Below are 25,064 nucleotides of genomic sequence, written 5' to 3' on the forward strand. Positions count from 1 at the left end.
TGAAGATCTTCGGGTGAGCTGCTGGGGGCATCCAAGCGGGGGACAGTATGGCGAGCGAACTGCCCGGTCAGGTGCTGTCGTTCCGCCGGCCCATCGGGGTGAACTGGCCGAATATCGACGAGGACAAGGCCCGCGAATTCGCCTCCCATGTGATGGCCCAACGGCGCCCCTGGTCCGGCCGGGTGCCCCGTCGCCGCGAGGGTGCGGGCGGTGTGCCATTGCGCCCGAACGGGTGGCAGATGCCGCGCTGAGACCGTGGGGCGTGCTCTGGCGGGAAAGGCGATGAGGTGAGTCAGTCACCCGCACCGGACGGCAGGTAAGCCATCGTGAGAGCGTTTGTCCTGCGGAAGGTCGGCGAGGTCGGCGTGATCGACAAGCCGATTCCCGAACCCGGACCCAATGACGTGGTCGTCCGCACCACGGCGGCCTTGGTGTGCACGACCGATGTGCACATCATGAGGGGCGTGATTCCGGTCGCTCCGGATGTGGCACTGGGTCATGAGGCGGTCGGTGTCGTGCATGCGCTCGGCTCGGCCGTCGAGGGACTGGTCGAGGGCCAGCGGGTCGCGGCGGCCGGGATCACGCCCTGCTTCCAGTGCGATTCCTGCCAGCGCGGGTTCTCCTCGCAGTGCCGTGGGCAGATGCTGGGCGGCGCCCAGTTCACCAACCGGCGGGACGGGACCCTCGCTCAGTACTTTCTCGTCAACAACGCCCAGGCCAACCTCGCGCCGATCCCCGACGGGCTTTCCGATCACAAGGCGCTGTACGCCACCGACATGCTCTCCACCGGGTTCGTCGCCGCCGAGCACGCGGAACTGGAACTGGGCGAGACGGTCGCTGTCTTCGCCCAGGGTGCGGTGGGTCTGTCGGCGACGATCGGTTGCCGGTTGCGTGGCGCGGGCCTGATCATCGCCGTCGAGTCGGTTCCCGCGCGTCAGCAACTCGCCCGCCGCTTCGGCGCCGATGTGATCGTCGACTACACGCGGTGCGATCCGGTCGAGCGCATCCTGGAGCTGACGGACGGCCAGGGCGTCGACGCCGCCATCGAGGCGCTCGGAACCCCGCAGACCTGGGAGGCGACCTTCCGGGTCACGAAGCCGGGCGGGCGCATTTCCAACGTCGGGTACCACGGCGAGGCGCCTGAGCCGCTGCGGGTCCCCCTGGAGCCGTTCGGCTACGGCATGTCCGACAAGCAGGTCTACGGTGGGTTCAACCGTGGAGGCCGGGGGTGGCTTCGGCGGATCTTCCGGTTGATGGAGACCGGGAAGGTCGATCCCACGCCCATGACCACGCACGAGTTCGGCTTCGACGAGATCGAGCGGGCGTTCCAGATGATGGCTTCGAAAGAGGGAGGCATCATCAAGCCTCTGATCCACTTCGACCAGGCGGGCGCGTAAGCACTACCCGCCCCCTACGCGGTCCTCAACGACCCGGTTTCCCGCTCACCCGGCTCCGGCTTCAGCCGATGTCTGCGTTCGCAGCAGGTCTGTCAGTCGTCTACTGCGTTCGCAGCACGTCAAGTGTCTGCGGACGCGCGACGACAGCCGTGCCGTCACACGGCACCGTAGTCAGTGCCCAAGCGGCCGAACGGACGTCGCGCGTCGAGGGGTGGGAGCAGCATGGATCCTGGTTCAGACCATGAGGAGGTCACTCAAGGCCATGAGGACGTCACCGGAGACGTGATCCGCCGTCGACTGCGCGACACCGTGATCGATGTCGCGCCTGTCTTCGGCTTCACCGTGGGGATTGCTGTCACGCACCGGGTCGTCGTCGCCCTCGCACTGGCCGTCGGGGCCGGCGTAGGGGTCTGCGTCTACCGGTTGGTGCGTGGTGAAGCCGTGCGGCGCGCGCTGGCTGCCCTGGGTCTGATCTGTGTCGGGGGAGTGCTGGCTGCCCGCAGCGGTCAGGCCACGGATTTCTTCCTTCCCGGACTGGTGATCCACTGCGCGATGGCGGTGGTGACGCCGGTGCTGTTGCTGCTCGGATGGCCGCCGATGGGCCTGATGGTCGGGCTGATCACGGGGGAGCGGACCACGTGGCGGCGGTGTGCGGTGCGCCGGCGGGCCTTCGTCAAAGGCAACCTGGTGATGCTCGTCGGGCATCTGGCGATGCTGGCGGTCCAGCTTCCGCTGTTCCTGTCCGGTCAGGTGGTCGCGCTGGGTTCGGTCGACGTCTTCGGCCCGGTCGTGCTCGCACTCGGCGCACTGCTGGGGTGGCGCGTCTACCGGCGCTGTGTCGGAACGCACCGCTGCGGGGCTCCCGGCCCCGTGGGCACCGGCGAGGCTCCCAGCTCCTTGGGCATCGAGGTATCCCACCGTTCTCACTGTCTGGAAAGGACTTCCCAGTCATGACCGAAGCGCAGCCCGTCACCACGACGCAGCCGATGGCGCGGACCTGTCCGTTCGATCCCCCGTCGGAGTACCGCACGCTGCGGGAGCAGAGCCCCGTTGCGGAGGTGACCTTGCCCGATGGTCTGCGGGGCTGGCTGGTCACCGGGTATGAGGAGGCGAGGGCGGTGCTGGCCGATCCGCGGTTCAGCTCCCGCCGTCGCCAGCTGCGGACCGGTGGCGCCCTTGCGGGCGACGCTCCGGTGCCGCCGCCCGCGCCGGGGATGTTCATCATGATGGACGCGCCCGAGCACACCCGGTTCCGCCGGCTGCTCACCGGTCAGTTCACCGTGCGCCGGATGCGGCAGCTGACCCCCGCGGTGGAGAAGATCGTCGCCGAGCACCTGGACGCGCTGGCCGCCGCTGAGGGCCGCCCGGTCGACCTCGTCCAGGCCTTCGCGCTGCCGATCCCCTCGCTGGTGATCTGCGAACTGCTCGGAGTGCCCTACGCCGACCGTGAGCAGTTCCAACGCAACTCCGCCACACTCATCCGGATCGACGCGACCCCCGAGGAACTCCAGGAAGCCCAGCAGGCGTTGGGTCAGTTCATCGGCCGACTCGCGCTCGCCAAGCGGACCGAACCCGGCGATGACATCCTCAGCGGTCTGGTGCAGTCGGGCGAACTGACCGACGAGGAACTGGCCGGTGTCGGGGTGTTGTTGCTGCTGGCCGGGCACGAGACGACGGCCAACATGATCGCGCTGGCCACCATGTGCCTGCTGCAGAACCCCGGTCAGTGGGAGGCCCTGCGCGCCGATCCCTCCCTGATGGACGGCGCCGTGGAGGAACTGCTGCGCTACCTCAGCGTCATCCAGTACGGCGTGCGCCGCACCGCCCTGGAGGACGTGGAGCTGGGCGGCCACCGGATCCCGGCAGGTTCCACAGTGGTGGCCTGTCTGCCGTCGGGGAACCGCGATACGGAGCACTTCACCGGCGACCCCGAGCAGTTGGACGTGCACCGGCCCTACAGCCCGCACCTGGCGTTCGGCCACGGCGTTCACCAGTGCCTGGGACAGCAGCTGGCCCGGGTGGAGATGAAGGCAACTCTGACCGCCCTGATCGACCGGTTCCCCACCCTGCGACTTGCGGTGCCGGCGGAGCAGGTGCCGATGCGCGACAACATGATCGTCTACGGCGTCCATGAACTGCCCGTGACCTGGTAATCCGCGCCGCCTCATCGAACGACCTGCAGAGGAAGATGTCCCATGAAGATCACCGTTGACGAGGACAAGTGCGTCGGGGCCGGGCAGTGTGTGCTGGCTGCCGGCGAGGTCTTCGACCAACGCGATGAGGACGGCATCGTCGTCCTGCTCGCCTCCGCCCCGCCGCAGGAGCTGCTGGCCGAGGTAGAGGACGCCGCCGCCCGCTGCCCCGCGCTGGCCATCGAGGTGGAGAAGTAGTGTCCACCATGGACCGCATCGTCGTGGTGGGCGCGTCGGCCGCGGGCCTGACTGCGGCCGAGACCCTCCGCCGCCAGGGCTTCACCGGCACGCTCACCATGGTCGGTGAGGAACTGCGGCCCCCCTACGACCGGCCACCGCTGTCCAAGCAGATCCTGGCCGGCGACTGGGAACCCCACAAGGCCACCCTGCGTCCGGAGCAGAACATCCAATCCCTGGGGCTCAACCTGAAGTTGGGCCACCGGGCAACGGGGGTGGACCCGGTGGCCCGCACCGTAACCTTGGACGACGGGGACACGGTGGACTACGACGGCTTGATCATCGCCACCGGGCTACGCCCCCGCCGTCTGCCCTTCGGCCACGACCTGGCCGGCGTGCATGTGCTGCGCACCCTCGACGACACGCTGACGCTGCGCGCCCAGCTGCTGGCCGGGCCCCGGGTGGTGGTGATCGGCGCCGGATTCCTCGGCAGCGAGATCGCCGCCACCGCACGCGGCCTCGGCCTGGAGGTCATCCTCGTCGACGTCGAGCCCACCCCGCTGGCCCGGCAAGTGGGCGCTGAAATAGGCGAGTTGGTGGCACAGTTGCATCGCGACCACGGGGTGGGCGTACGTATGCGCCGCCAGGTCACCGGCATGAGCAGCCACGACGGCCGGGTCACCGCGGTGGTTCTCGACGACGGCACCCGGCTGCCCGCCGACGTGGTCGTCGTCGCCATCGGCTCGGCACCGGCCACCGACTGGCTGGCCGACTCCGGGGTCCCACTGGGCGACGGGGTGCTGTGCGATCCCACCTGCCGAGCCGTGTCCGGCGTGTACGCGGCCGGAGACATCGCCAACTGGCCGCACCCCACCGCCGGAGGCCGGATCCGGCTGGAACAACGCACCAACGCCACCCAACAAGCCGTCACCGCCGCCACGAACCTGCTGGCCGGTCCGAGCTGCGCCCTGCCCTACGCCCCGGTGCCGTTCGGCTGGACCGACCACTACGACACGAAGATCCAGATCCATGGCTGGTGCCCGTCCGGCGCAGACATCCAAGTCGTCGACGGCGACCTGCACTCAGACAGGTTCGTCGCCCTCTACCACGCAGGCGGCCGGGTCGTCGGCGCGCTCGGCTGGAACAGCCCGCGCGCCCTGCTCCGGTACCGCGGCCGCCTCACCGAGCCCGCCGTCGCCTGACTCCCGCATCCGGACCGAGGGCGCCGCACCGGCCGGGCTCCGCACCCAGGACGTGATCCGGGTGCGGAGCCCGGCCGGTGCGCAGATCCCGGACACGGACGGGGCTGCGTACGCTGAAGGAGTGCACATGATCGACCGGCCCATAGGGCGGCTGCGGGCCTGGCCGCGGGTGGCCGACCTGACCGTCGCACTCAGCTGCTTCGCCCTGTCCGCCCCCGTGGCGGCGGGCACCGCCTACCGGCACCAGAGCCCGATCGCGTGGTCCGTAGGCGGCCTGGCGCTCGCCTGCGTGCCGCTGGTCGCCCGCACCCGCCGGCCGGCCCAGGTGGTCGCGGCGACGGTGGCCGTCAACATCGCCCAGATCCTCCTCTTCTCCTTCCCCGGGGCCTCGCCCATCCCCACCGCGGTCGCGGTCCATGCCGTGGCCCTGCGGTCCGACCGACGCTTCGCCCGGCGCCTCGCCGCCTGCGTGACCACGGTGCTCCTGGCCGCGTCGCTGATCCGCGAGCCGGGACTGGAGAACCTCTGGCAGCATCTGGCCGTGATCGCCGGGATGTGCCTGGCGGTGGCCAGCGGCGACGCCGCCCGCAGCCGCCGTCGGCTTTTCGCCGGTGCCTTGGAACGGGCCGAACGGGCCGAGCACACCCGGGAGGAGGAGGCCCGCCGACGCGTCACCGAAGAACGCCTGCGCATCGCCCGGGAACTCCACGACGTCGTCGCCCACCACATCACCCTGGTCAACGCCCAGGCAGGCGTCGCCCACCACCTGATGCGCACCGACCCCGACCACGCCTACCAGGCCCTCGAACGCATCCGCGACACCAGCCGGACGGCACTGGACGAGCTGCGCGCCACCGTAGGAGTCCTGCGCCACAGCGATGACCAGACCGTGCCGCGCGAGCCCGCGCCCGGCCTCGCCGGGCTCGGCAATCTGCTGGACTCCTTCCGCCACAGCGGACTTGACCTCACCCTCGAACGGACCGGTCGGCAAACCGGGGTGCCGCTGCCGCCCCTCACCGACCTCGCCGCCTACCGGATCATCCAGGAAGCCCTGACCAACACCCGCAAACACGCAGGCCCCGTTGCGGTGCGCATCCACCTGGACCACCGTCTCGACGTCCTGCGGATCACCGTCGAGGACGACGGCCCCGGCGCACCGGAAGTCAGCGGCGACGACGCTGCCGGCCCGGCGTCCGGCACGGGCCACGGCATGATCGGGATGCGCGAGCGGGCCAAGGCCGCAGGCGGCACCCTCACCGCCGGCCTCCGCCCCACCGGAGGCTTCCGCATCCACACCGAACTGCCGCTGCGCGCCGACCGTAAGGACCTGACCTCATGACGATCCGCGTCCTGCTCGCCGATGACCAGGCCCTCCTGCGCGGAACCTTCCGCATGCTCATCGACTCCACCCCCGACATGGAGGTCGTCGCCGAAGCGGCGACGGGACGCGAGGCCGTCGCACTGGCCCGCAGTCACCACGTCGACCTGGTGCTGATGGACATCCGCATGCCCGACCTCGACGGCCTCGCCGCAACCCAACGCATCAGCGACGACGAGGACCTCGCCGGCGTGAAGATCCTGATCCTGACCACCTTCGAGAACGACGCATACGTGGCCGAGGCGCTCCGCGCCGGTGCGAGCGGCTTCCTCGGCAAGGGCATCAACCCCGACGAACTACTCCATGCCATCCGGGTGGTGGCCGCAGGGGACTCCCTGCTGTCCCCGGTCGCCACCAAGGCCCTGATCGCCCGCTTCCTGGCCCAACCCGCCCCGCCCGGCCGGCACGCCCTGCCGCAACTGGCCACCCTCACTCCGCGGGAGCACGAGGTGGTCACCCTGGTCGCAGCCGGCCTCTCCAACGACGAGATAGCCCAGCGGCTCTTCGTCACCCCCGTCACCGCCAAAACCCACGCCAACCGAGCGATGACCAAACTCGGCGCCCGCGACCGGGCCCAACTCGTCGTCATCGCCTACCAGACCGGGCTGGCCCGCCCCGAGCCCCATGACCAGCAGTGACACCACGCGTCCACGAGCACGACGACTTCGGCGCCAGGGAGCGAACCCACAAGCCGTACAGGCAACCGATGAGCCGTTCCCTCTCCCGGCCGGATCTGCAGGCCGGAGCAAGCTCCAAGTGGTCAGGGGATGGCTGACCGTCAGCAGCATCGGTAGCGTCACCGTGTGGATCAGGAGGAACGGCTACGTCATGCCTCGTCGTTCGGTGCAGCGGCGGTCGCCTACGCCGAGCACCGCCCGAACTACGCGCAGACCGCGGCGCGTTGGGCGCTTGAGCCCGCGCCCGGCCCTCGGGTGCTCGACCTCGGAGCCGGAACCGGCAAGCTGCCCGCCACGCTGGTCGCGCTGGGTGCCGACGTCGTGGCGGTGGAGCCCGACCCGGGGATGCTGACCGAGCTGCGCCGCCAGCTGCCGGCTGTCCGTGCCCCATCGGGCAGCGCCGCACCGCCGATTCTCTCGTCGCGACCCTCGCGACGCGGGCGGGGATGCTCGTCATGCCGGAACAGGAACAAGAGGCCACGCTGGGCCGGATCCGCGCATTCCTCGCGAGGAGACCGGAGACCGCCCACGGCGAGTTCACTCTCCCGATGCTGACCGGCGTGCTACGCGTCCGGCGGCTGTGAAGCATCACGCCCCCACCCGTCCCTCGTACGAGAGCCCCGGGTGTGGTTGTGCTTCACTTCAACGGCTCGGCCCGTCCGCCTTGATGCGGAGCAGGGTGGCGACCCAGCTGCGGTAGGGCCGCCACCGGTCGGCGACCTCGGCCAGTCGGGCGAGGTCGGCGGCGGTCGGGGCGTCGAGCCCGTATGCGGTGGCGATGGCTCGGTGGAGGCGCGGTTCGTGGCGCGGGAAGACGTCGGGGTGTCCCGCTCCCCGGATGAGGACGAGCTCGGCGGAGAAGGGGCCGATGCCGGGCAGGGCCCGCAGCTCGGCGAGGGCGTAGTCGGCGGGCAGGGCGCGCAGGCGGGCTGCGTCGAGTTGACCGTCGAGGGCGGCTTCGGCCAGTGCGTGCAGCCGTTGGAGCTTGATGGCAGTCAGGCCGGGCACGTGGGGGAGGGCGCGCAGGACGGCGGGGGTGGGGAATGCGTGCAGGGTCTGCCCTGCGATGCGGATGCGGTGTCCGTGCTGGTGGGCGATGCGGGCCTTGAGGGCGGCTGCCTGGGGCATGCGGATGCGGTTGCCGATGACGGCCCAGGCGGCGGCTTCGTACGGCGAGTGGAAGCACACCGGGCGCAGCCCTGGATAGTCCGCCATGAGGCCCGCCACCACGGGATCCGCGGCAAGGGCAGGAAATCCGGTGCCGTCGACGTCGAGGGAGAGGATGCGGGCGAGCTGGGCCCGCACGGCCTCGTCGGCCCGAGCCCCGGCGGCCGCCCCCTCCGCCAGGGCGGCGGTGCCGGGGTGCACGGTGAACTCGGCCCGCACCGCGCCGGTGCCGCCGTCCGTTCCCGAGTCCTGCCGGACGGTGGCCGCGACCACGGAGGTCGCGTCGTCGGCGGGGAAGGCCAGGCGGAGGATCCCGTCCGCCGCGTGGTGGTAACCAGCGGGGGTGAAGCCCTCCAGGAACCGGATGCCGGAGGCGAGCGAGAAGGGCCCGGCCGGAACGAAGGAGACGGCGGTCATGGTCAGCCTCCGTGCGCGGTGAGCAGGTAGCCCTCCGGGCCCTCGAAGGAGAACATCGGCCCGAAGGGGCTGTCCGTCATCGGGGTGAGGATCTTGACCCCGGCGGCGGTGAGCCGGTCGTGGAGCTGGTGAGCGTCGGGAGTCCGGAACCAGAGCACCACTCCGAGGCCGGGCCGTGCGGCGTCGGCGAGGTCGATGCCCGGGAGGAGCTCGCGGAGGGCGAACGGGGTCGGCTTGGTGTCGAACACGACCGCGTGCGGCGGTGAGACCGCGGCCCGACGCAGGCCAAGGTGCTGCTCGCAGAAGGCGGCTGCGGCGTCCACGTCGCGGACTTGCAGGGCTACGAAGTCGGGGCCGTCGATGGTGACAGACATGGGTCCTCCTCGATCCTTATGTCAGGACTTTGACATTGAGGAGGCTAGGGCTGCCAGGTTGGCTATGTCAAAATGCTGACATGATGGAGAGCACGCCGGCCGAGCCGCCCCACCTCGCGAAGGACGTCACCCACCACGTGGGCTACCTGCTCAAACGCGCCCAGGCCGCCCTGCGCGGCGCCATGGACAAGGTCTTGCGCGAGCACGGGCTGACCGTGCCGCAGTACGCCACTCTCGAACTCCTGGCCCTGCACCCCGGTATGTCCAACGCCGACCTCGCCCGCGCGACCTTCGTCACCCGCCAGTCCGGAAACGTCGTCCTGCGGGGCCTGCAGGAAGCGGGACTGATCACCCGCCCCGCCACCGCCGACCACGGCCGCGCCCGGCCCGCGCACCTCACCGAGGAGGGCCACACACGCCTCGCCGCGGTCCAGGCCGCCGTCTACGCCATCGAACATCGCATGATCAAGGCGATCCCGCCGCAACGCATGGCAGCGCTCCTCACCGACCTCGACCGCATCGCGTCAGCCCTGGAGGAATGACCCGCCAACCTGTGGCGGGGGCGCCCCTCATGAGGCGGCCGCGATCCCGAAGAGCAGCTCGACCTGCTGTGCCGCACCCTCGCCCGGCCCACCGCGTCCATGGAGGAGGTCTGCGACAACGTCCTCGACGCGCTGCTCCCGGCCCGTCCCGCCGACGACATCGTCCTGCTGATCGCCCGCCCCCACGCGCTGGGAGCCGACCGGGTCGCCCGTTGGGACGTGCCCTCCGATCCCGCCGTCGTCCCCGGACCCGGCGCGATGCGACCGCGCAGTTGACGGCCTGGGGGCTGCACGACGCCGTCTTCACCACCGGGCTGGTGCTCAGCGGACTGGTCACCAACGCCATCCGCTACGGGCAGCCGCCGGTCCGGCCGCGTTCGCGACCAACGCGCCCGGTCCGTCGAAGAGGGCGGCGGGCTCGGCGCCTTCGCCGCTCTCCGGCGTGGACACACCGGCGACGCCTGCATCGTCACCGAGTCGACCGGCGGCACGCTGGTGACCGCGAACGCCGGCGCGCTGACCGTCCGGATGGAGGTCCCGGGCCGGGCCACACACGCAAGCACCCGCGACGCGGGAGTCAGCGCCATTGATGCCTACGCGCCCCTCCACCAGGCGTTGGCCCGGCTGGAAAGCCGCCGGAACAAGGCAGTTGACCCGCTGATGGCGGAGTACACGATCTGGCTCTCCCTCGCCTCACTCGTGTGCGTGGTCGTCCTGATGGCCACCTCCAGCGACACCCGGCCAGGACTGTACGTGTGGGCCGCGTGGTGCACGGCTCTCGCCCTGGCCTACGGGACCATCAAGCGGCGCACCGTGAAGGGTGTCCCCGCACGGCGGTGAGGGCGTGCGCGTCGGTTTGGCCGTGAGCCCGGCCGTACGCCCTGACCGGCCGCTTCCACAGCACTGCGCCCCGTCGACCGAGCGGTCGACGGGGCGCAGCTCAAGGCCGGTGCGTCGCGATCAGGGGCGGTAGAACTTCACGTAGCCGCCGTTGTCCGGGCGGTCGAACCAGCCCTGGAAGGCCCAGTTGATGTAGCCGCCGTCGCCGAGGTTGGTGAATTCACCGTCTTCGAAGACCCAGATGCCGTAGATGACGCCGTCGTAGGTGGCGGAACCGTATGCCTTCACGCCGTTGAGGTGCTGGTCGTAGCCCTGGCTGAGGTTCATCACCATGACGTTGTACTTGCCCTCTGCGGCGTAGAACGCCGATTCCCGCAGGTTCTTGACGAAGCCCTCGCGGTTCTGGGCGGTCTTGATCGACGCCTCTATCTTGTTCGCGATGCCGAGCACGTCGATGTTGAAATTGAGGTTGGCGTTGGCGCTGCCCGTGACGGGCGACTCGGCCGGGGCCGCGGCGGCGACCGGGGCGGCCGTGGCGGTGGCCGGGAAGGCGGCACCGCCCACGGTGAGCGCGGCCCCCAGGGCCACCGCCGTCATGCTCTTCTTCAGGACGCTCGAAGTAGACATTTTTCCCCTCGGTCAATGTGTGTGCGTCATCCTCCGCAGGGGCGGAGGACAGGCCGGCGCAGCGGGAAGAGCCACGGCTCCGGCACGAACACCAGGCTCGGAGCCGTGGCTCATGAACGGCTCATGTTGCGCTCATGCGGCCCGATTTCCGCCGTCGGACCGCATCGTTGCCGGTGTCGGCTGCGCCCGGAGACACCGGAATATCCGGAAGTGAGAAGAGGGCGGGGCCTGTCACACAGTCATCATCTCCGTGGTCTTTAATTGCGTAAGGGCCTTCGGGGCGAGCCCCGTTCGGCGCTATTCATGAGGGCAAATGGTTCAGTTGCGGCTTCTTGGGCCGGTGGAGATCCAGACGGACCAGGGCCTGCCACTGGCTCTGGGAGCGGGACGCATCCGTACCGTGACCGCGGCGCTGATCAGCGAGGTCAATCAGGTGGTCCCGGTGCACCGGCTGATCGACCTGGCATGGGACGGGGATCCGCCGGCCCGGGCGCGGGGCGTGGTCCACAACCATGTGCACCGACTGCGGCGGCTGTTGGCGGGCCATGCCGAACTCGCCACGCAGGGACAGGGATACGTCTTGTTCGCCGATCCGGGCTCGGTGGACGCACACCGCTTCCGGTGCCTGGTCGCCGACGCTCAGGAGGCCGAACCCTGGGTCGCCGTCACCAAGCTGCGTCAGGCACTGGGACTGTGGCGGGGCGAGGTGCTGGCGGATGTCCCCAGCGAACGGGTGCGGCAGACGCTGGGCGTCAGCCTGTCCCAGGCACGGCTGGCCGCACTGCAGGAACTCGGCGGAAAGCTGCTGCTGTTGGGCAGGTACCGGGAACTGGTCACGGAGTTCACCGGGTGGATCGCGGAGCATCCGCTGCACGAGGAGCTGACCGCGCTGCTGATGCGCGCCTTGCAGGCCACCGGTCGGCAGGCCGAGGCCCTCGACCACTACCACCGGGCCCGCCGCTGCCTGTCGGACGAGTTGGGCATCGACCCGGGTCCGGCGCTCAGCGAGGCGTACCTGGAGGTCCTCGGAAACAAGCAGAGCCCCGCGCCGGCCGCCGCTCGCCACCCGAAGCCCGCGGCGCGTACCCAGGCGCCGGCCGCGCGGGCGTGGGCCGGCCCTGGCACCGCGCCGCCCGCGCCGGCGTGCGCGGGTCCGGGCACGGGTCCAGGCACGGGTCCGGGCGCGGCGCCGTATGTCGCCCCGTACGTCTGTGACCACCGGCCCGGCGCCCTGCCCCGAATCGCTCAACTCCCGCCCGGGATGCCGGACTTCTCCGGTCGTGAACGCGAAATCTCGGTGCTGGACCAGCATCTGGACCGGGTGCCTCGGCCGCAGTGCGTGGTACTCGCCGGCGCGGGCGGGACCGGCAAGACATCCCTCGCGGTGCAGTGGGCGCGCCACCGCAAGGAGGAGTTCCCCGACGGGCAGTTCTTCGCGGACCTACGGGGGTTCGAACGGCCCCCGATGCGGCCCGGCACCGTACTCACGGCGTTCCTGCAGTCCCTGGGCGTACCGGAAGCGAAGATCCCCGAGTCGGTGACGGAGGCCTCGGCGCTCTACCGTTCGCTGCTCGCCGGCCGGCGGATGCTGGTCGTACTGGACAACGCCGGCACCGCCGAGCAGGCGCGCCCCCTCCTGCCCGCATCGCCAGGCTGCCTGGCGATAGTCACCAGCCGACGCCGGCTGAGCGGACTCGTGGTGCGGGACGGGGCGGCATTGGTCAAAGTCGGGCCGCTCACCTCTGAGGAGGGGCTGCAACTGCTGCGCAACGCGCTGGGGCGGCAGCGCGTCGAGGCGGAGGCGGCGGCGGCCGGGGCACTCGTGGAGTGGTGCGACCGGATGCCGCTGGCGCTGCGGATCGCCGCCGCCAGGCTGATGGCGCACCCCGAGTGGTCGTTGACGTGCTGGACGAAGAAGCTGGGCGATGAACGACGCCGGCTACAGGAGCTGTCCGCGCACGACGCCGATCTGGGCATGGAGGCATGTCTCTATCTCAGTTACCGTGCCCTGTCGAGCGGCGCCGCCCGGCTCTTCCGCTTCCTGGGGCTGCACCCCGGCCCGTGTGTGGGCGTCGACCACGCCGGGGTGCTGGTCGGCGGAGACGGTGAGGCCACCCGCCGCTACCTCGCCGAGCTGTGCGACGCCCACCTCCTCGAAGAACACGCCCAGGGGCACTACGTACGGTCGGAGATGGTGCGCATCTACGCCGCGCAGCGCGTCGCGGCGGAGGAGCCCCGCTGGGCCCAGGACGAGGCCGTACGACGACTGCTCGCCCACATAGCCCAGCGCCGGGTGTCCGTCGGCTGACGGCGCCCGGGCCGAACACGGCGTCCCCGACCCCGGCCCCGCGCGGCCGGGGGACGCGTCCCGCGGGTTGGTGCGCGCGGGCCATGACCGGGCCCGCGTCTTCTCGCCCTGGTGCGTGGGCGGTTGCTCTGCAGCCCGGGCTTCAGAGACCGGCGGTCACGGGCGGGCAAGTGCGGCGTCGGACCCAGGCGGCACCGGCTGCCACCGTGCCGATCATTCCGGCCGACGCGACCGGGAGGGTGAAGAGGAACTGGTAGTACCCGATCACATACGCCCCGAAGACTCCGATCGCGCAGGCCACCAGGGCCGCGGCCAGGAGGATGAGGGGGAGGGCCTTGGTCAGGGCCCGCATGGTCGCGTCGCGTGCGGGGTCGCCCGGACGCTGGAGGCTCTCGTCCACGGCGCGCCGGACCAAGAAGAAGGCGGTGAGCAGGCATGCGACCCAGCCCAGCCACATCAAGGGAACGCCGGGATCGGGGAACCTGCGCACCTCCCGCACCACCTGCCCGTCGAGCGTGGTCGTCAAGGATTCGCCGCTGGGGTCGAGGAAGTGGGATACGCGGATCCACCAGAAGAGGAGCGCGGCGAAGGCCGGTATCGCGGCCGCCGTGGCCGCCGCGAAGGCGGTCTCCTTCAGACGCTGGTGCACCGGCAGCAGGCCGCGCTCGACTGCCCATGAGGTGGCCAGAGCCTCGACGTCCCCACCGATGTAGTCGGTGACCGACCGGCCATCGGCAGCGGCGGCGGTCAGGTCCGCGGCCAGTTCCTCAGCCATCTCCTCGGCCGGTTCCCCGCTCACCCCAAGGCGGCGCCACGTCTCTACGGCCTGGTGTATCGCGTCCTCGACAGTCAACGTCATGATTCTTCCCGCGCGGTCTGGGTGATCGAGGTCTGGGTGATGATCGAGCCGACACTCGTGGCGAATTGGGTCCAGTCGCGGCTCCACGACCGGAGCATCTGCATGCCTGCTTCGCTGGGCCTGTAGTAGGTCCGGGCAGGACCTCCACCCCCGCTGCGGCGTTCGACCTCCACCAGCTGGCGCTTGCGCAAGCGCGCAAGCGCCGGGTAGATCGACCCGTCCGCGACATCGAGCCCGGCCTTGGCGAGCCGGACGGTCATCTCGTATCCGTAGACCGGGGTTTCGGCCATCAGAGCCAGCAGACACATATCCAGCACCCCGCGCAGCCACTGGGCGCGTGGGGTGGATGTCTCCTCCATGGCCAGAACCTTACACAGCAAGAGTCATGCACTACAAGCTAGTGCGGTGCAAGGTAGTGCGAGGCAAGGTAGTGCGGGATCCCGGGGCACGGCACCGTGACGCGGTGACGGCCGGCACCGGACGGGAGGTGCCTGGCGTTGTTCCTCGCGAACTCCCATACCGGTGGGCCACCGTTGGCCGAGCTCCGGCGGGATGAAACGATCTCGCACATGGCACAACAGAACGCGATCCAGACCGTTGAGGCCCGTGGCGAGGGCCTCGTCGCCGCCGCTCTTGCGGGCGACGAGGAGACGGCCCGCCGGCACACCGACTTCTTTGTCCTCGGCCGCCGGGTCGACGAGGGGATCCCCTACTGGGAACGGGCGGTCGAGGCGGGCGATGCCTTCTCCGCGTACACCCTCGCCCGCTACCGCAAGATCCGTGGTGACCGCCGGGAAGCCGAGCGGCTCTACCGCCTCGCCGCCGACCGTCACTCCGGCTGCGCGTACGGTCTGGCCGTACTGCTCCAGGAGAACGGCGCCCCGGAGGCCGCCACCTGGTTCCGGAAGGGCTGGGACATGGGCCGCCTGGACTGCAAGATCGAGCTGGGCAAGCTTCTGGCAGCTGAGGGAAAGCCGGCCGAGGCCGCCGAGTTCCTGATGAAGGGCGTGGACATCGGGGACATCGCGGTCTTCGAATGGGTGCAGCTCTTCGAGCACATACGCAAGACCTTCGACCAGATCGCCGAGGACCTCGACGCGGCGGAGGCGACCGAGGACGGCGAGGCGGCGTGGGAGGCGCTGGCGCCGCTGAGGGAGATGGCCCGCGAGTTCAAGGACTACCCGGGGCTGCTCACCGAGGCCGGGGAGTACTGCCGCAGAGCAGGAGAGCTCAGCCCGGCGGCTCTCGTCGAACACGCCATCCTTCTTGAGCGCCGGCATGCGGACGACCGCTGGCCCGAGGTTCGTGAACTTCTCCTGCGCTCCCACGCCACCGGGTACAACGGTGCGGCCTTCATCCTGGGCCTGTTCAACGAGGAGCGCGGCGAACTCACCGAGGCCGAGCACTGGTACACCCTCGCTGCCGAGGCGGGGCACAGCTCCGGGCAGCGGATGCTCTCCGACCTGTGCAGACGGCAACGCCGGCTGGACGAGGCGGAGGACTGGCTGGGGGAACTCGACCCCGACGACGAGGACGTCGCCGATCGGCTCGCCACCATCGCCCAGCTCCGCGAGGAGGACGAGGTACCGCACGAGCAGGATCTGCGCCGGCTGCCGGAACTGCGTGAGCGGGCCGACGCGGGGGACCTGCAGGCGTCGTACGCGTACGGGAAGATGCTCTACGAGTGGGGCGGGGCGACGGCGCGCTGGATGCTCCCCCGATACGAAGCGGCAGCGATCGCGGGCGACGCGGCAGCAGCCGCCGATCTCGCATCGCTGTATGACGAACTGGGGAAGCCCGAGCGGCGCGACCACTGGGAGCGGATCGCCGCAGAGGCCGGAAACCACGACTCCTGCAGCACCATGGCCTGGCTCTCCGAGTACCACAAGGACTACCAGGAGGCCGAGCGGTGGCACGTCCGCGCGGCCGGCGACAACAGCGCACTGCACGCGATGCTGGCGGGCAAGGCCATCGCCCAACGCGGCGGGTACGAGGAAGCCGAGCCATACCTGCGCAAGGCCTGGGAAGAGGGCCGGGAGAAGGCTTTCGGAACGGAGACGGCGGGCTACTACGGCCTTGTCCTGAACCGGCTCGGACGCCATGCCGAGGCCAGGGAACTGCTGCGCCTGGCCGCCGAGCGGTGGGCGGACGACGTCACGTGTCGGTACCGCTCGGATGATCTGGACGTGCTGGTTCGGATGCTGGACCCGGAGGAGGAGCTGGAGGCCGCCGAGGAAGCGCTGGCAGCGGGCTGAGCGGGGGCGCTGACAGGGCGCTGACACCTGGACACGGGCGGCTTCGGGTTGGTTCGGGGCCGCACCGGGCGGCGAGGGCGGATCAGCCGCCGACTGCCTGGGGCCAGTTGTGACGGACGGTGCGCAACGCCTTGTTCAGCTCTGCCTCGGTCGGGAACTGCGGTGTGCCCTCGACCGTCGGCAGCCGTGCGGCCAGGGTCTTGTCGAGGGTGCCGTTCTTCGCCATGACGTCCATCAGCACCGGGCGGGCGTAGTCCACGAGGCGCAGGTTCTGGCCCTTCGGGCTGAAGAGGTATTCCTCCCACAGTCGCGCCGCGGCCGGGTGGGGGGCGTGCTTGTTGATCGCCTGTGCGTAGTACTGCGAGAAGCTGCCGTCGAACGGGATGGAGACCTTCCAGTCCACACCCGTCCCGCGGAGCTGGTCGACATGCTGCAGGTTGAGGTAGTCCCACTCGATACTGATGGGTGTCTTGCCCTGGGAGATGGCGGCCGGGTTGGGGTCGGCCCGGTTGTAGTTGCCGATCTGGTCGAGCCGGGCGAAGAAGTCGATGCCGGGCTGGATGTCGTTGAACGACCCTCCGTTGGCGAGTGCCGCCGCGTACACGGCGGCGAAGGCCGATCCCGCGATCGTGGGATCGCCGTGGATCGCGACCAGGCCCTTGTACTCCGGCCGGAGCAGATCCGCGAAGGATTCGGGGCAGGTCCGGACGCGGGCGGCGTCGCAACCGATGGAGATGTACCCACCGTAGTTGTTGTACCAGCGGGCCTTGGGATCCTTCTGTTCCGGTGGGATCTGGTCGAACTGCGCGACCCGGTAAGGGGCCAGCAGGTTCTGCCGCGCCGCGGACTGGGCGAAGGAATCCCCGAGGTCGAGCACGTCGGGGGCGCGTTCCTGGCCGCGGTAGCGCTTCACCGCGTCGATCTCCTGCTGGCTGTGGCCGTACGGATTGGCGACGACCACTTTGATGCGGTACTTCTTCTCGAAGCCGTCGATGAGTCCCTCGTAGTTGGCCCACGGCCGCGGCAGCGCGATCGCGTTGAGCCTGCCCTCCCGCTTCGCCGCCTTGACCAGCGCCGCCGTCCCGCCCGCCTCCGCGACGGACTGGGCCCGGGCCGGCGCCACCGGCCGGGTGGCTTCCCCTCCCTGGCAGGCACTCAGCCCGAGTGCCGCAAGTCCCAGACAGCAGACGAGAGCGCCTGCGCGGACCCGATGGTGTGTAGCCACGACGCCTCCAGCAATGCGGGTGGGGGGCGGTCCGCCGGTGGCCGGCGGAGCAGACAGGACCGGCCACGAGGGATGCGGTCGCAGCACGGTCGGTACGGCGGCCCGACCGCCAAGGACGGCGCACACCCCAAGGTGGGGCGGTATACGGAGGGGCCTGGCAGGCTCGCCGAGCGGGTGTCCTCGGCACTCCCGTGAGGCCGCCGCCGACGTGGCATGCGGGTGATCCCGGCGCCACACCGGGCGACACGCCACCGTCCGACGTTTCTCTCTTCAGCAATGGTCCGGACCAGAGTACTTCGCCCCCTTGCGGATCCCGGCCAGGACGGTGATCGGGCCAGGTCACAGCGGCGAGCAGGGGCAACACGGGTGGCCAGGCACCACCGTGCACCACCCGCCACGCCACGGCCTCACCCCGCCCCGCTCTGTCCTCGATGGCCGGGGAGGTGCTCCTACGGCTCTTCGTCCGAAGGCGGGGCGTCGGGGCCGACCACCTGAGCGGCCCAGATCGTCTTACCCCTGGGGGAGTAGCGGGTGCCCCACTGTTCGGCGAATTGCGTGACCAGGAAGAGGCCACGGCCTTCTTCGTCGGTGTCCTTCGCCTGGCGGACGTGCGGGGAGGTACTGCTGCCGTCGGAGACTTCACAGATCAGGGTCCGGGTGTGCAGGAGCCGCACGTGGATGGGCTCGGAGCCGTAGCGAACGGCGTTCGTGATCAGTTCGCTGAGGATGAGCTCGGTGCTGAAGGCGAGGTCCTCCAGACCCCAGTCGGTCAACTGACGAACGCAGTCATTGCGGACCGGGCCCACGGCCGCGGGGTCGCGGGGCACGTCCCACTCGGCGACCCGCGCCGGGTCCAGCCGCCGGGCCCGGGCCACCAGCAGCGCGACGTCGTCGGCGGACCTGGTCGGCAGCAGCGATTGCATGATGGTGGCGCAGGTCTCCGCCGGCGTACGGTCCGGTCCGACGAGGGCCGCACGCAGCGCTTCCAGGCCCTCGTCCAGGTCACGGCTGCGGTCCTCGACCAGCCCGTCGGTGTACAGCACCAGCCGGGAGTCCTCCGGCAGTGACAGCTCAGCGGGCTCGAAGGGCAGGCCGCTGCTCAGGCCCAGCGGCGGTGAGACCGGGAGGTTCAGGAAGTCCACCCGGCCGTCGGGGTAGGCCACGGCCGGCGGCAGATGGCCGGCCGTGGCCGCGGTGACCCGTCCGGAGACGAAGTCGTACACGACGTACAGGCAGGTGGCGCCGGTGATGGGCGGCCCCGCCTCGGTGTCCTCGTCCTGGACGTCGATGCGGGCCACCAGCTCGTCCAAGTGGCCCAGCAGCTCGTCGGGGGAGAGGTCCAGGGCCGAGAAGTTGTGCACGGCGATGCGCAGCCGGCCCATGGTGGCAGCGGCGTGCAGGCCGTGTCCGACGACGTCCCCGATGACCAGCGCTACCCGGGCGCCGGGCAGCGGGATGACGTCGAACCAGTCACCGCCCACTCCCGCCTGGGCGGGGAGGTAGCGGTGCGCCACCTCCATGGCGTCCTGTTCGGGCAGACCGCGGGGCATCAGGCTGCGCTGCAGCGTCATCGCCATGGTGCGTTCACGGGTGTAGCGCCGGGCGTTGTCGATCCCCACGGCGGCCCGCCCCGCCAGTTCCTCGGCGAAGGACAGGTCCTCGTCGTCGAACGGTGGGGAGCTTCCCGATCGCCAGAAGTCCACCAGGCCCAGCACGACGCCCCGGGCGAGCAGCGGTACGACGACCAAGGAATGCACCCCGTGGTCCAGGATGCGTCGGGCGCGTTCCGGGTCCTGGGACCGCCATTCGGACGAGTCGGCCAGGTCCGGCACCGCTTTGGAGCGGCCCTGGTCCACATCCGCCGCCACCGGGGTGCCCGGGGCGAACCCCATCAGCTCGCCGACGGGGTGGAGCGGATGGTCCGCCTCCAGGCCCGCGAGGGCGGTCCGGTGCAGCTTGGTACCCGCCGCGGCGGGCTCCTCGCCCTGCAGGACCGGGTCCCGCAACTGGACGGCGACGATGTCGGCGAACCGGGGGACCGCCACCTGCGCCAGCGCCGCGGCGGTGCGCTCGACATTCAGCGTGGAGCCGATGCGTACCCCGGCGTCGTACAGCAGCCGCAACCGCTCCCGCGCCCTCTCGGCACGCCCTGTCAGCCACCTCAGTTCTGTGGTGTCGCGCAGAGTCACCACGCTCCCGTGATGGGCTCCGTAGGGCGCCGTGGACCGCTTGTTCAGGGCCAGCAGCCGGTCCTGGGCCAGGTGTACCTCGTCGGTGGCGGTCCGGTCCGACGTCAGGAGGTCGACGGTACGAGTGTCCAGGCCCAGATCGCCGACGTGGCGTCCCTCCGCGTCCGCCGGCAGGTCCAGGAGCCGCCGTGCCTCGTCGTTCGCCAGCAGCAGCCGCCCCCCGCGGCCGACGATGAGGACGCCCTCCCGCACCGCGTGGAGGACCGCATCGTGATGCTCGTACATCCGGGTCATCTCGGCCGGTGCCAGACCGTGTGTCTGCCGGCGCAGCCGGCGGCTCACCAGTCCCGCGCCGCCTCCGGCGAGTGCCAGCGCCCCGACTGCGGTGCCCAGGAAGAGGGGCAGCTGCCGGTTGACCGACTTCTGTACGTTCTCCACCGTGACCGGTGCCGCGACGATGGCGATGACCCGGCCCGAGGAGTCCGTGACGGGCGCCGCGGAGACCACGGAGAGGCCCAGGGCGCCCTGGAAGGTCCTGGTGAAGGGCTTGCCCCGGGCGGCCTCGGCGTAGGGGCCGATGACGTGTTTGCCGATCTCCCGCGGGTCGCTGTGGGTGAGGGCGATCCCGTCGAGTTTGTACACGATGAGGGCGTCGACGCCGGACGCCTTGCGGGCCGCCTCGGCGCGGGGCTGGAGCTTGGCGGTCGGGTCGTCGCTGTTCAGCGCCTCCTGGAGCCCATAGGAGTGGGCGAAGGACTCAGCGGCGGCGAGCGTCCGGTGCCGGGCGTCGGTCATGATGTCCCGCCGCGTCTGGACGACGATGGCCACCACTGCCGCCGCGACGAGCAGCACCACCAGCACCAGCTGGAGCAGGAAGACCTCCCGGGCGACACTGCGCGTCGTCAACCAGGCCCGCAGGCCCCGCGAGCCTCCGGCCCCCGGAGGGTGTCCGCCCTGCCGGCCGTCCGGATCGCTCTCGGTAAGGGAGACGCCCCGGGAAGCGGAACGGCTGGGCGCGCGGCTCAACCAACGCCGAAAGCGCCCTGAATGTCCGGTCATGGTCCAATATTTACCCTGCGGGGCTCGGGAGCTGGCAAGGCGTGCCGCTGTGGCCTGTGCGGCGACCGGGCATCGGCGGACCGGACCGCCAGGAACTGACCGGTCGCCGTACCGGAGCACCTCGTGCGGAGCGGTGCTTTGTGCTGGTGGAGATGGCGTGGTCGGTGGTCGAGCAGCCGGCCGAGCAGTTGGGCATCGAGGACGCGTCGTGCGGGAAGCGGTACACGGAGCGGCGGCAGACGGCGTACGACCACGCGTGGGAGATACGCGACGCGTACGGCTCCCCCGCGTACGGCTCCCGCGCGTATGAGGACAACGTGTATGAGGTCAAGGAAAGGGGCCGGAAGTTCCGGCGTGTTTCGTCGTGGTGGGCCTTACACCGCGTTCCCGACCTGACCGCCGGTCTGCCAAGCGGTGACGCGCCTGACGATGAGGACGAGAAGCAGACCGGCCGCCACATAGAGCGCTGTGAGCAGCGTGGACAGGTTCGCGTTGGTCAGCACTTCGTGCTCGCTGTCCAACTGCGAGGCCGCGCGCCACTGGATCGGCCTGACGAGGACGTTGGCGACGGCGAACAGCGCCCACCAGGCGCTGACCAAGGTGACGGGGACGGACCGCCGGGGGGCGCTGGCCCGCCAGACGTCCGACACGACCTGGTACGGGATCCACAGGTTGGCCACCGGGGTCATCCAGCTGCCCAGCACCCAGCCCCGGGCCCGGCGGTGCGCGGCAGCACCGCTCATCAGCTCGGAGTTGATGCGGGCCCGCCACAGCCAGACGACGCACGTGATGCCGGCCGCGGCCCATACCGGCAGCGACACCCAGAACGACGCCAGCTTCGCGAGGGCATCGGAGTCGGCGGCCAGCAGGTCCGCGACTGTCGCCCTCCCGGCCAGGTAATCGTCGACGAGAAAGTAGACGCGCCAGTTGACCACTGTGACCAACACCTGATTCACGAGCGCCAACGAGATCAGCACCGTCACGGCGGTGGCCGCCCCGGTCACCGCCCTGGGCCGCTCCGCGGCGAACGGACTCGCGTTCGCCGGCATGCCTTGCTGTGGACCGTCCATGATCCTCCCCCGAAGACCGTCGACCCGCCGCGCACTGCGGGGGGCCTGGATGCGATGGGCCTGCCCTGTTGTGTCCCCAGTTTCTCGGCACGTCATGCGGGACGGCCGTAACGGAACGGCACTAACCGGTGCCGAGGAGTTGCAGCGCCCGGCCCCCGAGCCAGCCCATCAGGCCCAGGACCGTGACCAAGGCGAATCCCTTCCACAACGACATCTGGGCGGCGAAGGTGGCCCGCCAGGCCATCGTCCGTTTGCGGACCCCGACGGACGCCAGGGCGTCCTTGATGGTGCGGGCCAGGTGGTGCGTGGGCGTGAACCAGGCCATCGACCCCAGACCGGCCTTCACGCCGGCCTTCACACCGAGGGCCACGCGACGCACCAGCGCACCCCGCGGGAGCTCGGCACGGGGCACGGGCCCCACCGGGTGCACCTGAGGTGTCCACTCGGGGTCGAAGGTGATGACGGCGCCGGTCCAGGGATCGCCCCCGGCCACCTCGGCCAGCCGCGACGGAGCCGACAGGCGCTCGTCCAGCCGCTCGACCAGCTCCGGCACCCCGCCCGGTGCCAGCAGGACGAGCTTGCGCGCGGGCTGGGTGGCGCGGGCCTGCTGGACCTCCCACCACAGCCCCTCTCCCAACCCCAGGCGCAGCACGATGAGTTGGGACAACTCCATCAGCCGCAGCACCGTCGGCTGCCAGTCGTCGAGCGGCAGGTAGAACCGCGCCGCGCCCAGCCGCGGCAGCGGCTCTCCGGGTCTGCCCACCGCGATCACGGGTCCGACGGCACCCAACGCTCCCGTGAGCTGCTCCTCCCGCGAGTGGATGCTGACGAACGTCGCCGAGTCGTCGACCTGGGCACCGGTGTCGTCGTCGGCGAAGCTGCGCAGGTAAAGCACCGGTTGGCGGCCGTCGGCCAGGAGTGCATGGGCCGCACCGCGCGCCGAGCGCGGGCGGGTGTACCGCAGGCTCAGCACGCCGGCACCGAGCGCGGTGAGGCCGCCGACCAGCAACAGCATGAAGCGCATCGGCGACATCTGATAGCCCCGCCGCTGCGCCGCGCCGACGGCGATGGCGCCCGCCGCGAACAGCACGTATCCGGCACCGCTGGCCAGCAGGAACACCGGCCGCCGCCACCACGGCTGAGGCGGGGCGAACCGGCCGACCACCTTGATGATCTCCGCGGCGCCCGACCGGCGCCGACGCCGCAACCACAGCACGGGCCCGAGCAGCACCACGGCGGGCACCGCCCAGTACAGCGCGGTCGCGCGCGACGAGCCTAATTTCCGGTCGAGCCGTGCCCGGTCCCGTCGGACATCCGCCGCCAGCCCGGCGACCCGCTCGCGGGCGAGGGAGACCCGGCCCTTCTCGACGCCAGCAGTGGCGGAGGCGACCGTGGAGCGGCTCGTTCCCGACGGTGCGTTCTCCGTGAACCACGTGTTGCCCGAGCGGATCCCGGCGCGCGCGGACGCCTCCCCGGCGGCATACCGGTCCAGCGCGGCGGTGAACGCGGCGGCCCGTGCGGGGGCGTCGTGGAAGCGGTCGCGGGCGCGCAGGTCCAGGCCCGCGCCGAGCGCCAGGTGCAGCGCGACATAGGCTGTGACGAGCGCGACCGCCGTGATCAGCCGGGCGAACGTCCGTAAGCGCGAGGACACCTCGGCGCACCCCCCCCGTCTCGCCGACACCGCAACCCTGCACGGACCGCGTCCCGGACCACCACCCCGCCCCACCGACCGTGGCCGGTTCAGGCCACCACCACCAGTCAGGTGAAACCGCACGCCTCGCGAACGCACAAGGGGAAGCGCCCCGCGACCATCGACAACGACAACGACAACGACATCACGCTGACGGACACGGCGCCGTCGTCGACCTGTTCAGTGGAACGTCTTGGCGCCGAGCGGGTGCTGCTGGTCGAAGCCGGGGAGGATGAGGAAGGTTGCGCTGGCGGTGGTGGTGGTGAATCGCAGCAGTGCGTCGGAAGCATCCATGTGCGCAAGAGTGCTGGTGAAGGTGCGTAGGTCGTTCTGGAAGCTGATGAAGAGCAGGCCGGGGGTGGGCGCGTCGGTGCTGTAGGAGCGGCGGAGCATGAGACCGACGCCGACCACGTTGGGGTTGGCCCGACGGACGTGGGCGTCGGCCGGGACGAGATAGCGCCCCTCCGGGGTTTTGGCGCCGAGGTTCGGGTCCGAGGCCGCGGTGCCGCCGGAGAGGGGCACCCCGGTGGCTCTGCGCCGGCCGAAGACCGCCTCCTGGTCGGCGACGGAGAGCGCGGTGAACCGCGGCAGGTCGAGTTCCATGCGCCGTACTACGGCGATCGTGCCGCCGACGACGGGAGCCGGTCCGGCCAGCCACAGGTGGCGTTGGTGTTCGGCCGTCGTGTGCGGGCCCACGATGCCGTCGATGAAACCGAGCAGGTTCCGTGGCGCGGAAATGCCCTTGTCCACGGGGACGTTCGGGCCGCGGCGTCCGGACTGCCGCCAGCGTTCCTGTACCCGGTGACCGGCCTGCTCCAGAAGCGCGGTGGCGACGACCGGCAACAGCAAGGGGTCGCTGGCGCAGATCTGTATCAACAGATCACCGCCGCGTGCCTGCGGGGCGATCCGCTCGCGGGAGAACCGGGGGAGGTCTGCCGCGCCGGGCAGGGCGGGGTCGGCCCTGCGCACCAGCCGTGGGCCCACCCCGATCGTCACGGTGAGATCGCCCGGCGGCAGACCCAGCAGTCGTGGATCGGTTCCCGCGGTGAGGGCGTGAACGGCCCGGCCGAGTTCGGCCAGCAGCGGGCCGACGGCTACGGCGTCGCCGAGGTCGGCCACCACCGCCAGGAGGTTCGGCTGGGCCGATTGCGGGAGCGTGATGCCTGCCTGATGGCGGCCGGTCGGCGACACCCCGGTAGGTGACGCGGGGGAAGAAGACCGGCTGGGCCGAGGTGCAGGGGATTCGCACCCGGCGGTGAGCCCGGTGGCAGCTACGGCCCCGGTGGCACCGAGGAACGCGCGGCGTGTTGGAGGGGAGTCGGCTCGGCTCACGGTGTGGAGAATGCCATATCCCTTCCCGCCAAGGCGAGTTGGTCGCAAGCGGCCTCCGTACAGGGATGACTTCGTGCCAGGATGACG

General features: G+C 70.8%; 24 protein-coding genes and 2 pseudogenes. 16 read left to right on the forward strand and 10 right to left on the reverse strand.

The window, feature by feature from the left end; genetic code table 11:
- The first annotated feature begins 47 nt into the window (after positions 1-47).
- The 10 genes and pseudogenes from ACZ7MX_RS22495 (at position 48) to ACZ7MX_RS22540 (ending at position 7,607) form a co-directional block, all read left to right on the forward strand.
- Positions 48-251, forward strand: a complete 204-nt coding sequence (locus ACZ7MX_RS22495) for a hypothetical protein (RefSeq protein WP_472134701.1) — start codon at positions 48-50, stop codon at positions 249-251.
- Positions 252-365: 114 nt separating this feature from the next.
- On the forward strand, positions 366-1,397 hold the full coding sequence (locus ACZ7MX_RS22500) for a zinc-binding dehydrogenase (protein ID WP_472134703.1): 1,032 nt from the start codon (positions 366-368) through the stop codon (positions 1,395-1,397).
- A gap of 309 nt (positions 1,398-1,706) precedes the next feature.
- Positions 1,707-2,351 (forward strand): DUF3159 domain-containing protein, encoded by a 645-nt coding sequence (locus tag ACZ7MX_RS22505; RefSeq protein ID WP_472134705.1) that lies wholly within the window; start codon positions 1,707-1,709, stop codon positions 2,349-2,351.
- The gene (locus ACZ7MX_RS22510; RefSeq protein WP_472134707.1) at positions 2,348-3,550 is read left to right on the forward strand and encodes a cytochrome P450; all 1,203 of its coding nucleotides are present in this window, start codon (positions 2,348-2,350) and stop codon (positions 3,548-3,550) included. The genes ACZ7MX_RS22505 and ACZ7MX_RS22510 overlap by 4 nt, the downstream gene beginning before the upstream one ends.
- A gap of 42 nt (positions 3,551-3,592) precedes the next feature.
- Positions 3,593-3,787 carry a ferredoxin gene (locus tag ACZ7MX_RS22515; RefSeq protein ID WP_472134709.1) on the forward strand — a complete coding sequence of 65 codons (195 nt, stop codon included), beginning with the start codon at positions 3,593-3,595 and terminating at the stop codon, positions 3,785-3,787.
- Between the two features lie 8 nt (positions 3,788-3,795).
- A complete protein-coding gene (locus ACZ7MX_RS22520) occupies positions 3,796-4,968 on the forward strand; it encodes an NAD(P)/FAD-dependent oxidoreductase (RefSeq protein ID WP_472135087.1) in 1,173 nt (390 codons plus the stop codon).
- A gap of 127 nt (positions 4,969-5,095) precedes the next feature.
- On the forward strand, positions 5,096-6,307 hold the full coding sequence (locus ACZ7MX_RS22525) for a sensor histidine kinase (protein ID WP_472134711.1): 1,212 nt from the start codon (positions 5,096-5,098) through the stop codon (positions 6,305-6,307).
- On the forward strand, positions 6,304-6,984 hold the full coding sequence (locus ACZ7MX_RS22530; protein ID WP_472134713.1) for a response regulator: 681 nt from the start codon (positions 6,304-6,306) through the stop codon (positions 6,982-6,984). Before ACZ7MX_RS22525 ends, ACZ7MX_RS22530 begins: the two co-directional genes overlap by 4 nt.
- A 294-nt stretch (positions 6,985-7,278) precedes the next feature.
- Positions 7,279-7,344: pseudogene (locus tag ACZ7MX_RS22535) on the forward strand (hypothetical protein); the annotation flags it as partial.
- Between the two features lie 134 nt (positions 7,345-7,478).
- Positions 7,479-7,607: a hypothetical protein gene (locus ACZ7MX_RS22540; protein WP_472135103.1), complete on the forward strand. Its 129-nt coding sequence runs from the start codon at positions 7,479-7,481 to the stop codon at positions 7,605-7,607.
- A 58-nt stretch (positions 7,608-7,665) separates the two neighbouring features.
- Here the strand turns inward: ACZ7MX_RS22540 and ACZ7MX_RS22545 are convergent, their stop codons facing one another.
- Positions 7,666-8,607 (reverse strand): DNA-3-methyladenine glycosylase family protein, encoded by a 942-nt coding sequence (locus tag ACZ7MX_RS22545; RefSeq protein WP_472134715.1) that lies wholly within the window; start codon positions 8,605-8,607, stop codon positions 7,666-7,668.
- A gap of 2 nt (positions 8,608-8,609) precedes the next feature.
- Positions 8,610-8,981 (reverse strand): VOC family protein, encoded by a 372-nt coding sequence (locus ACZ7MX_RS22550; protein WP_472134717.1) that lies wholly within the window; start codon positions 8,979-8,981, stop codon positions 8,610-8,612.
- 80 nt (positions 8,982-9,061) lie between these two features.
- Here ACZ7MX_RS22550 and ACZ7MX_RS22555 point away from each other — a divergent pair, with 80 nt between their 5' ends.
- The 3 genes from ACZ7MX_RS22555 (at position 9,062) to ACZ7MX_RS22565 (ending at position 10,363) form a co-directional block, all read left to right on the forward strand.
- Positions 9,062-9,523 carry a MarR family winged helix-turn-helix transcriptional regulator gene (locus ACZ7MX_RS22555; RefSeq protein WP_472134719.1) on the forward strand — a complete coding sequence of 154 codons (462 nt, stop codon included), beginning with the start codon at positions 9,062-9,064 and terminating at the stop codon, positions 9,521-9,523.
- 99 nt (positions 9,524-9,622) lie between these two features.
- Positions 9,623-9,799: a hypothetical protein gene (locus ACZ7MX_RS22560; protein ID WP_472134721.1), complete on the forward strand. Its 177-nt coding sequence runs from the start codon at positions 9,623-9,625 to the stop codon at positions 9,797-9,799.
- Between the two features lie 219 nt (positions 9,800-10,018).
- Positions 10,019-10,363, forward strand: a complete 345-nt coding sequence (locus ACZ7MX_RS22565) for a peptidase dimerization domain-containing protein (protein ID WP_472134723.1) — start codon at positions 10,019-10,021, stop codon at positions 10,361-10,363.
- Between the two features lie 120 nt (positions 10,364-10,483).
- Here the strand turns inward: ACZ7MX_RS22565 and ACZ7MX_RS22570 are convergent, their stop codons facing one another.
- The gene (locus ACZ7MX_RS22570; RefSeq protein WP_472134725.1) at positions 10,484-10,990 is read right to left on the reverse strand and encodes a stress protein; all 507 of its coding nucleotides are present in this window, start codon (positions 10,988-10,990) and stop codon (positions 10,484-10,486) included.
- A gap of 340 nt (positions 10,991-11,330) precedes the next feature.
- Between ACZ7MX_RS22570 and ACZ7MX_RS22575 the strand changes: the two genes are divergently transcribed.
- Positions 11,331-13,298, forward strand: coding sequence for an AfsR/SARP family transcriptional regulator (locus tag ACZ7MX_RS22575; protein ID WP_472134727.1), 1,968 nt, complete (start codon positions 11,331-11,333; stop codon positions 13,296-13,298).
- 142 nt (positions 13,299-13,440) lie between these two features.
- On the opposite strand, the gene ACZ7MX_RS22580 is transcribed toward ACZ7MX_RS22575, so the two are convergent.
- Together ACZ7MX_RS22580 and ACZ7MX_RS22585 are read right to left on the reverse strand one after the other, a co-directional pair.
- Positions 13,441-14,157, reverse strand: a complete 717-nt coding sequence (locus ACZ7MX_RS22580; RefSeq protein ID WP_472134729.1) for a hypothetical protein — start codon at positions 14,155-14,157, stop codon at positions 13,441-13,443.
- Positions 14,154-14,516, reverse strand: a complete 363-nt coding sequence (locus ACZ7MX_RS22585) for a PadR family transcriptional regulator (RefSeq protein ID WP_472134731.1) — start codon at positions 14,514-14,516, stop codon at positions 14,154-14,156. The genes ACZ7MX_RS22580 and ACZ7MX_RS22585 overlap by 4 nt, the downstream gene beginning before the upstream one ends.
- 210 nt (positions 14,517-14,726) lie before the next feature.
- On the opposite strand from ACZ7MX_RS22585, the gene ACZ7MX_RS22590 reads away from it, so the two are divergent.
- The gene (locus ACZ7MX_RS22590; protein WP_472134733.1) at positions 14,727-16,412 is read left to right on the forward strand and encodes a tetratricopeptide repeat protein; all 1,686 of its coding nucleotides are present in this window, start codon (positions 14,727-14,729) and stop codon (positions 16,410-16,412) included.
- Positions 16,413-16,494: 82 nt separating this feature from the next.
- On the opposite strand, the gene ACZ7MX_RS22595 is transcribed toward ACZ7MX_RS22590, so the two are convergent.
- Both ACZ7MX_RS22595 and ACZ7MX_RS22600 read right to left on the reverse strand, forming a co-directional pair.
- Entirely contained in the window at positions 16,495-17,637 is a 1,143-nt protein-coding gene (locus tag ACZ7MX_RS22595; protein WP_472134735.1) for an ABC transporter substrate-binding protein, read from the reverse strand.
- A 449-nt stretch (positions 17,638-18,086) separates the two neighbouring features.
- Complete coding sequence (locus ACZ7MX_RS22600; RefSeq protein WP_472134737.1) at positions 18,087-20,885, reverse strand: SpoIIE family protein phosphatase; 2,799 nt, start codon at positions 20,883-20,885, stop codon at positions 18,087-18,089.
- A 158-nt stretch (positions 20,886-21,043) separates the two neighbouring features.
- Here ACZ7MX_RS22600 and ACZ7MX_RS22605 point away from each other — a divergent pair.
- Positions 21,044-21,238: pseudogene (locus ACZ7MX_RS22605) on the forward strand (DUF4158 domain-containing protein); the annotation flags it as partial.
- 21 nt (positions 21,239-21,259) lie between these two features.
- Here ACZ7MX_RS22605 and ACZ7MX_RS22610 read toward each other — a convergent pair.
- The 3 genes from ACZ7MX_RS22610 to ACZ7MX_RS22620 form a co-directional block, all read right to left on the reverse strand.
- Positions 21,260-21,955: a DUF4328 domain-containing protein gene (locus ACZ7MX_RS22610; RefSeq protein ID WP_472134739.1), complete on the reverse strand. Its 696-nt coding sequence runs from the start codon at positions 21,953-21,955 to the stop codon at positions 21,260-21,262.
- Between the two features lie 121 nt (positions 21,956-22,076).
- Complete coding sequence (locus ACZ7MX_RS22615) at positions 22,077-23,606, reverse strand: transferase (RefSeq protein ID WP_472134741.1); 1,530 nt, start codon at positions 23,604-23,606, stop codon at positions 22,077-22,079.
- Positions 23,607-23,825: 219 nt separating this feature from the next.
- Entirely contained in the window at positions 23,826-24,977 is a 1,152-nt protein-coding gene (locus tag ACZ7MX_RS22620; protein ID WP_472134743.1) for a Dyp-type peroxidase, read from the reverse strand.
- Between the last annotated feature and the right edge of the window lie 87 nt (positions 24,978-25,064).

This window comes from Streptomyces sp. NPDC107765, from assembly GCF_055657085.1.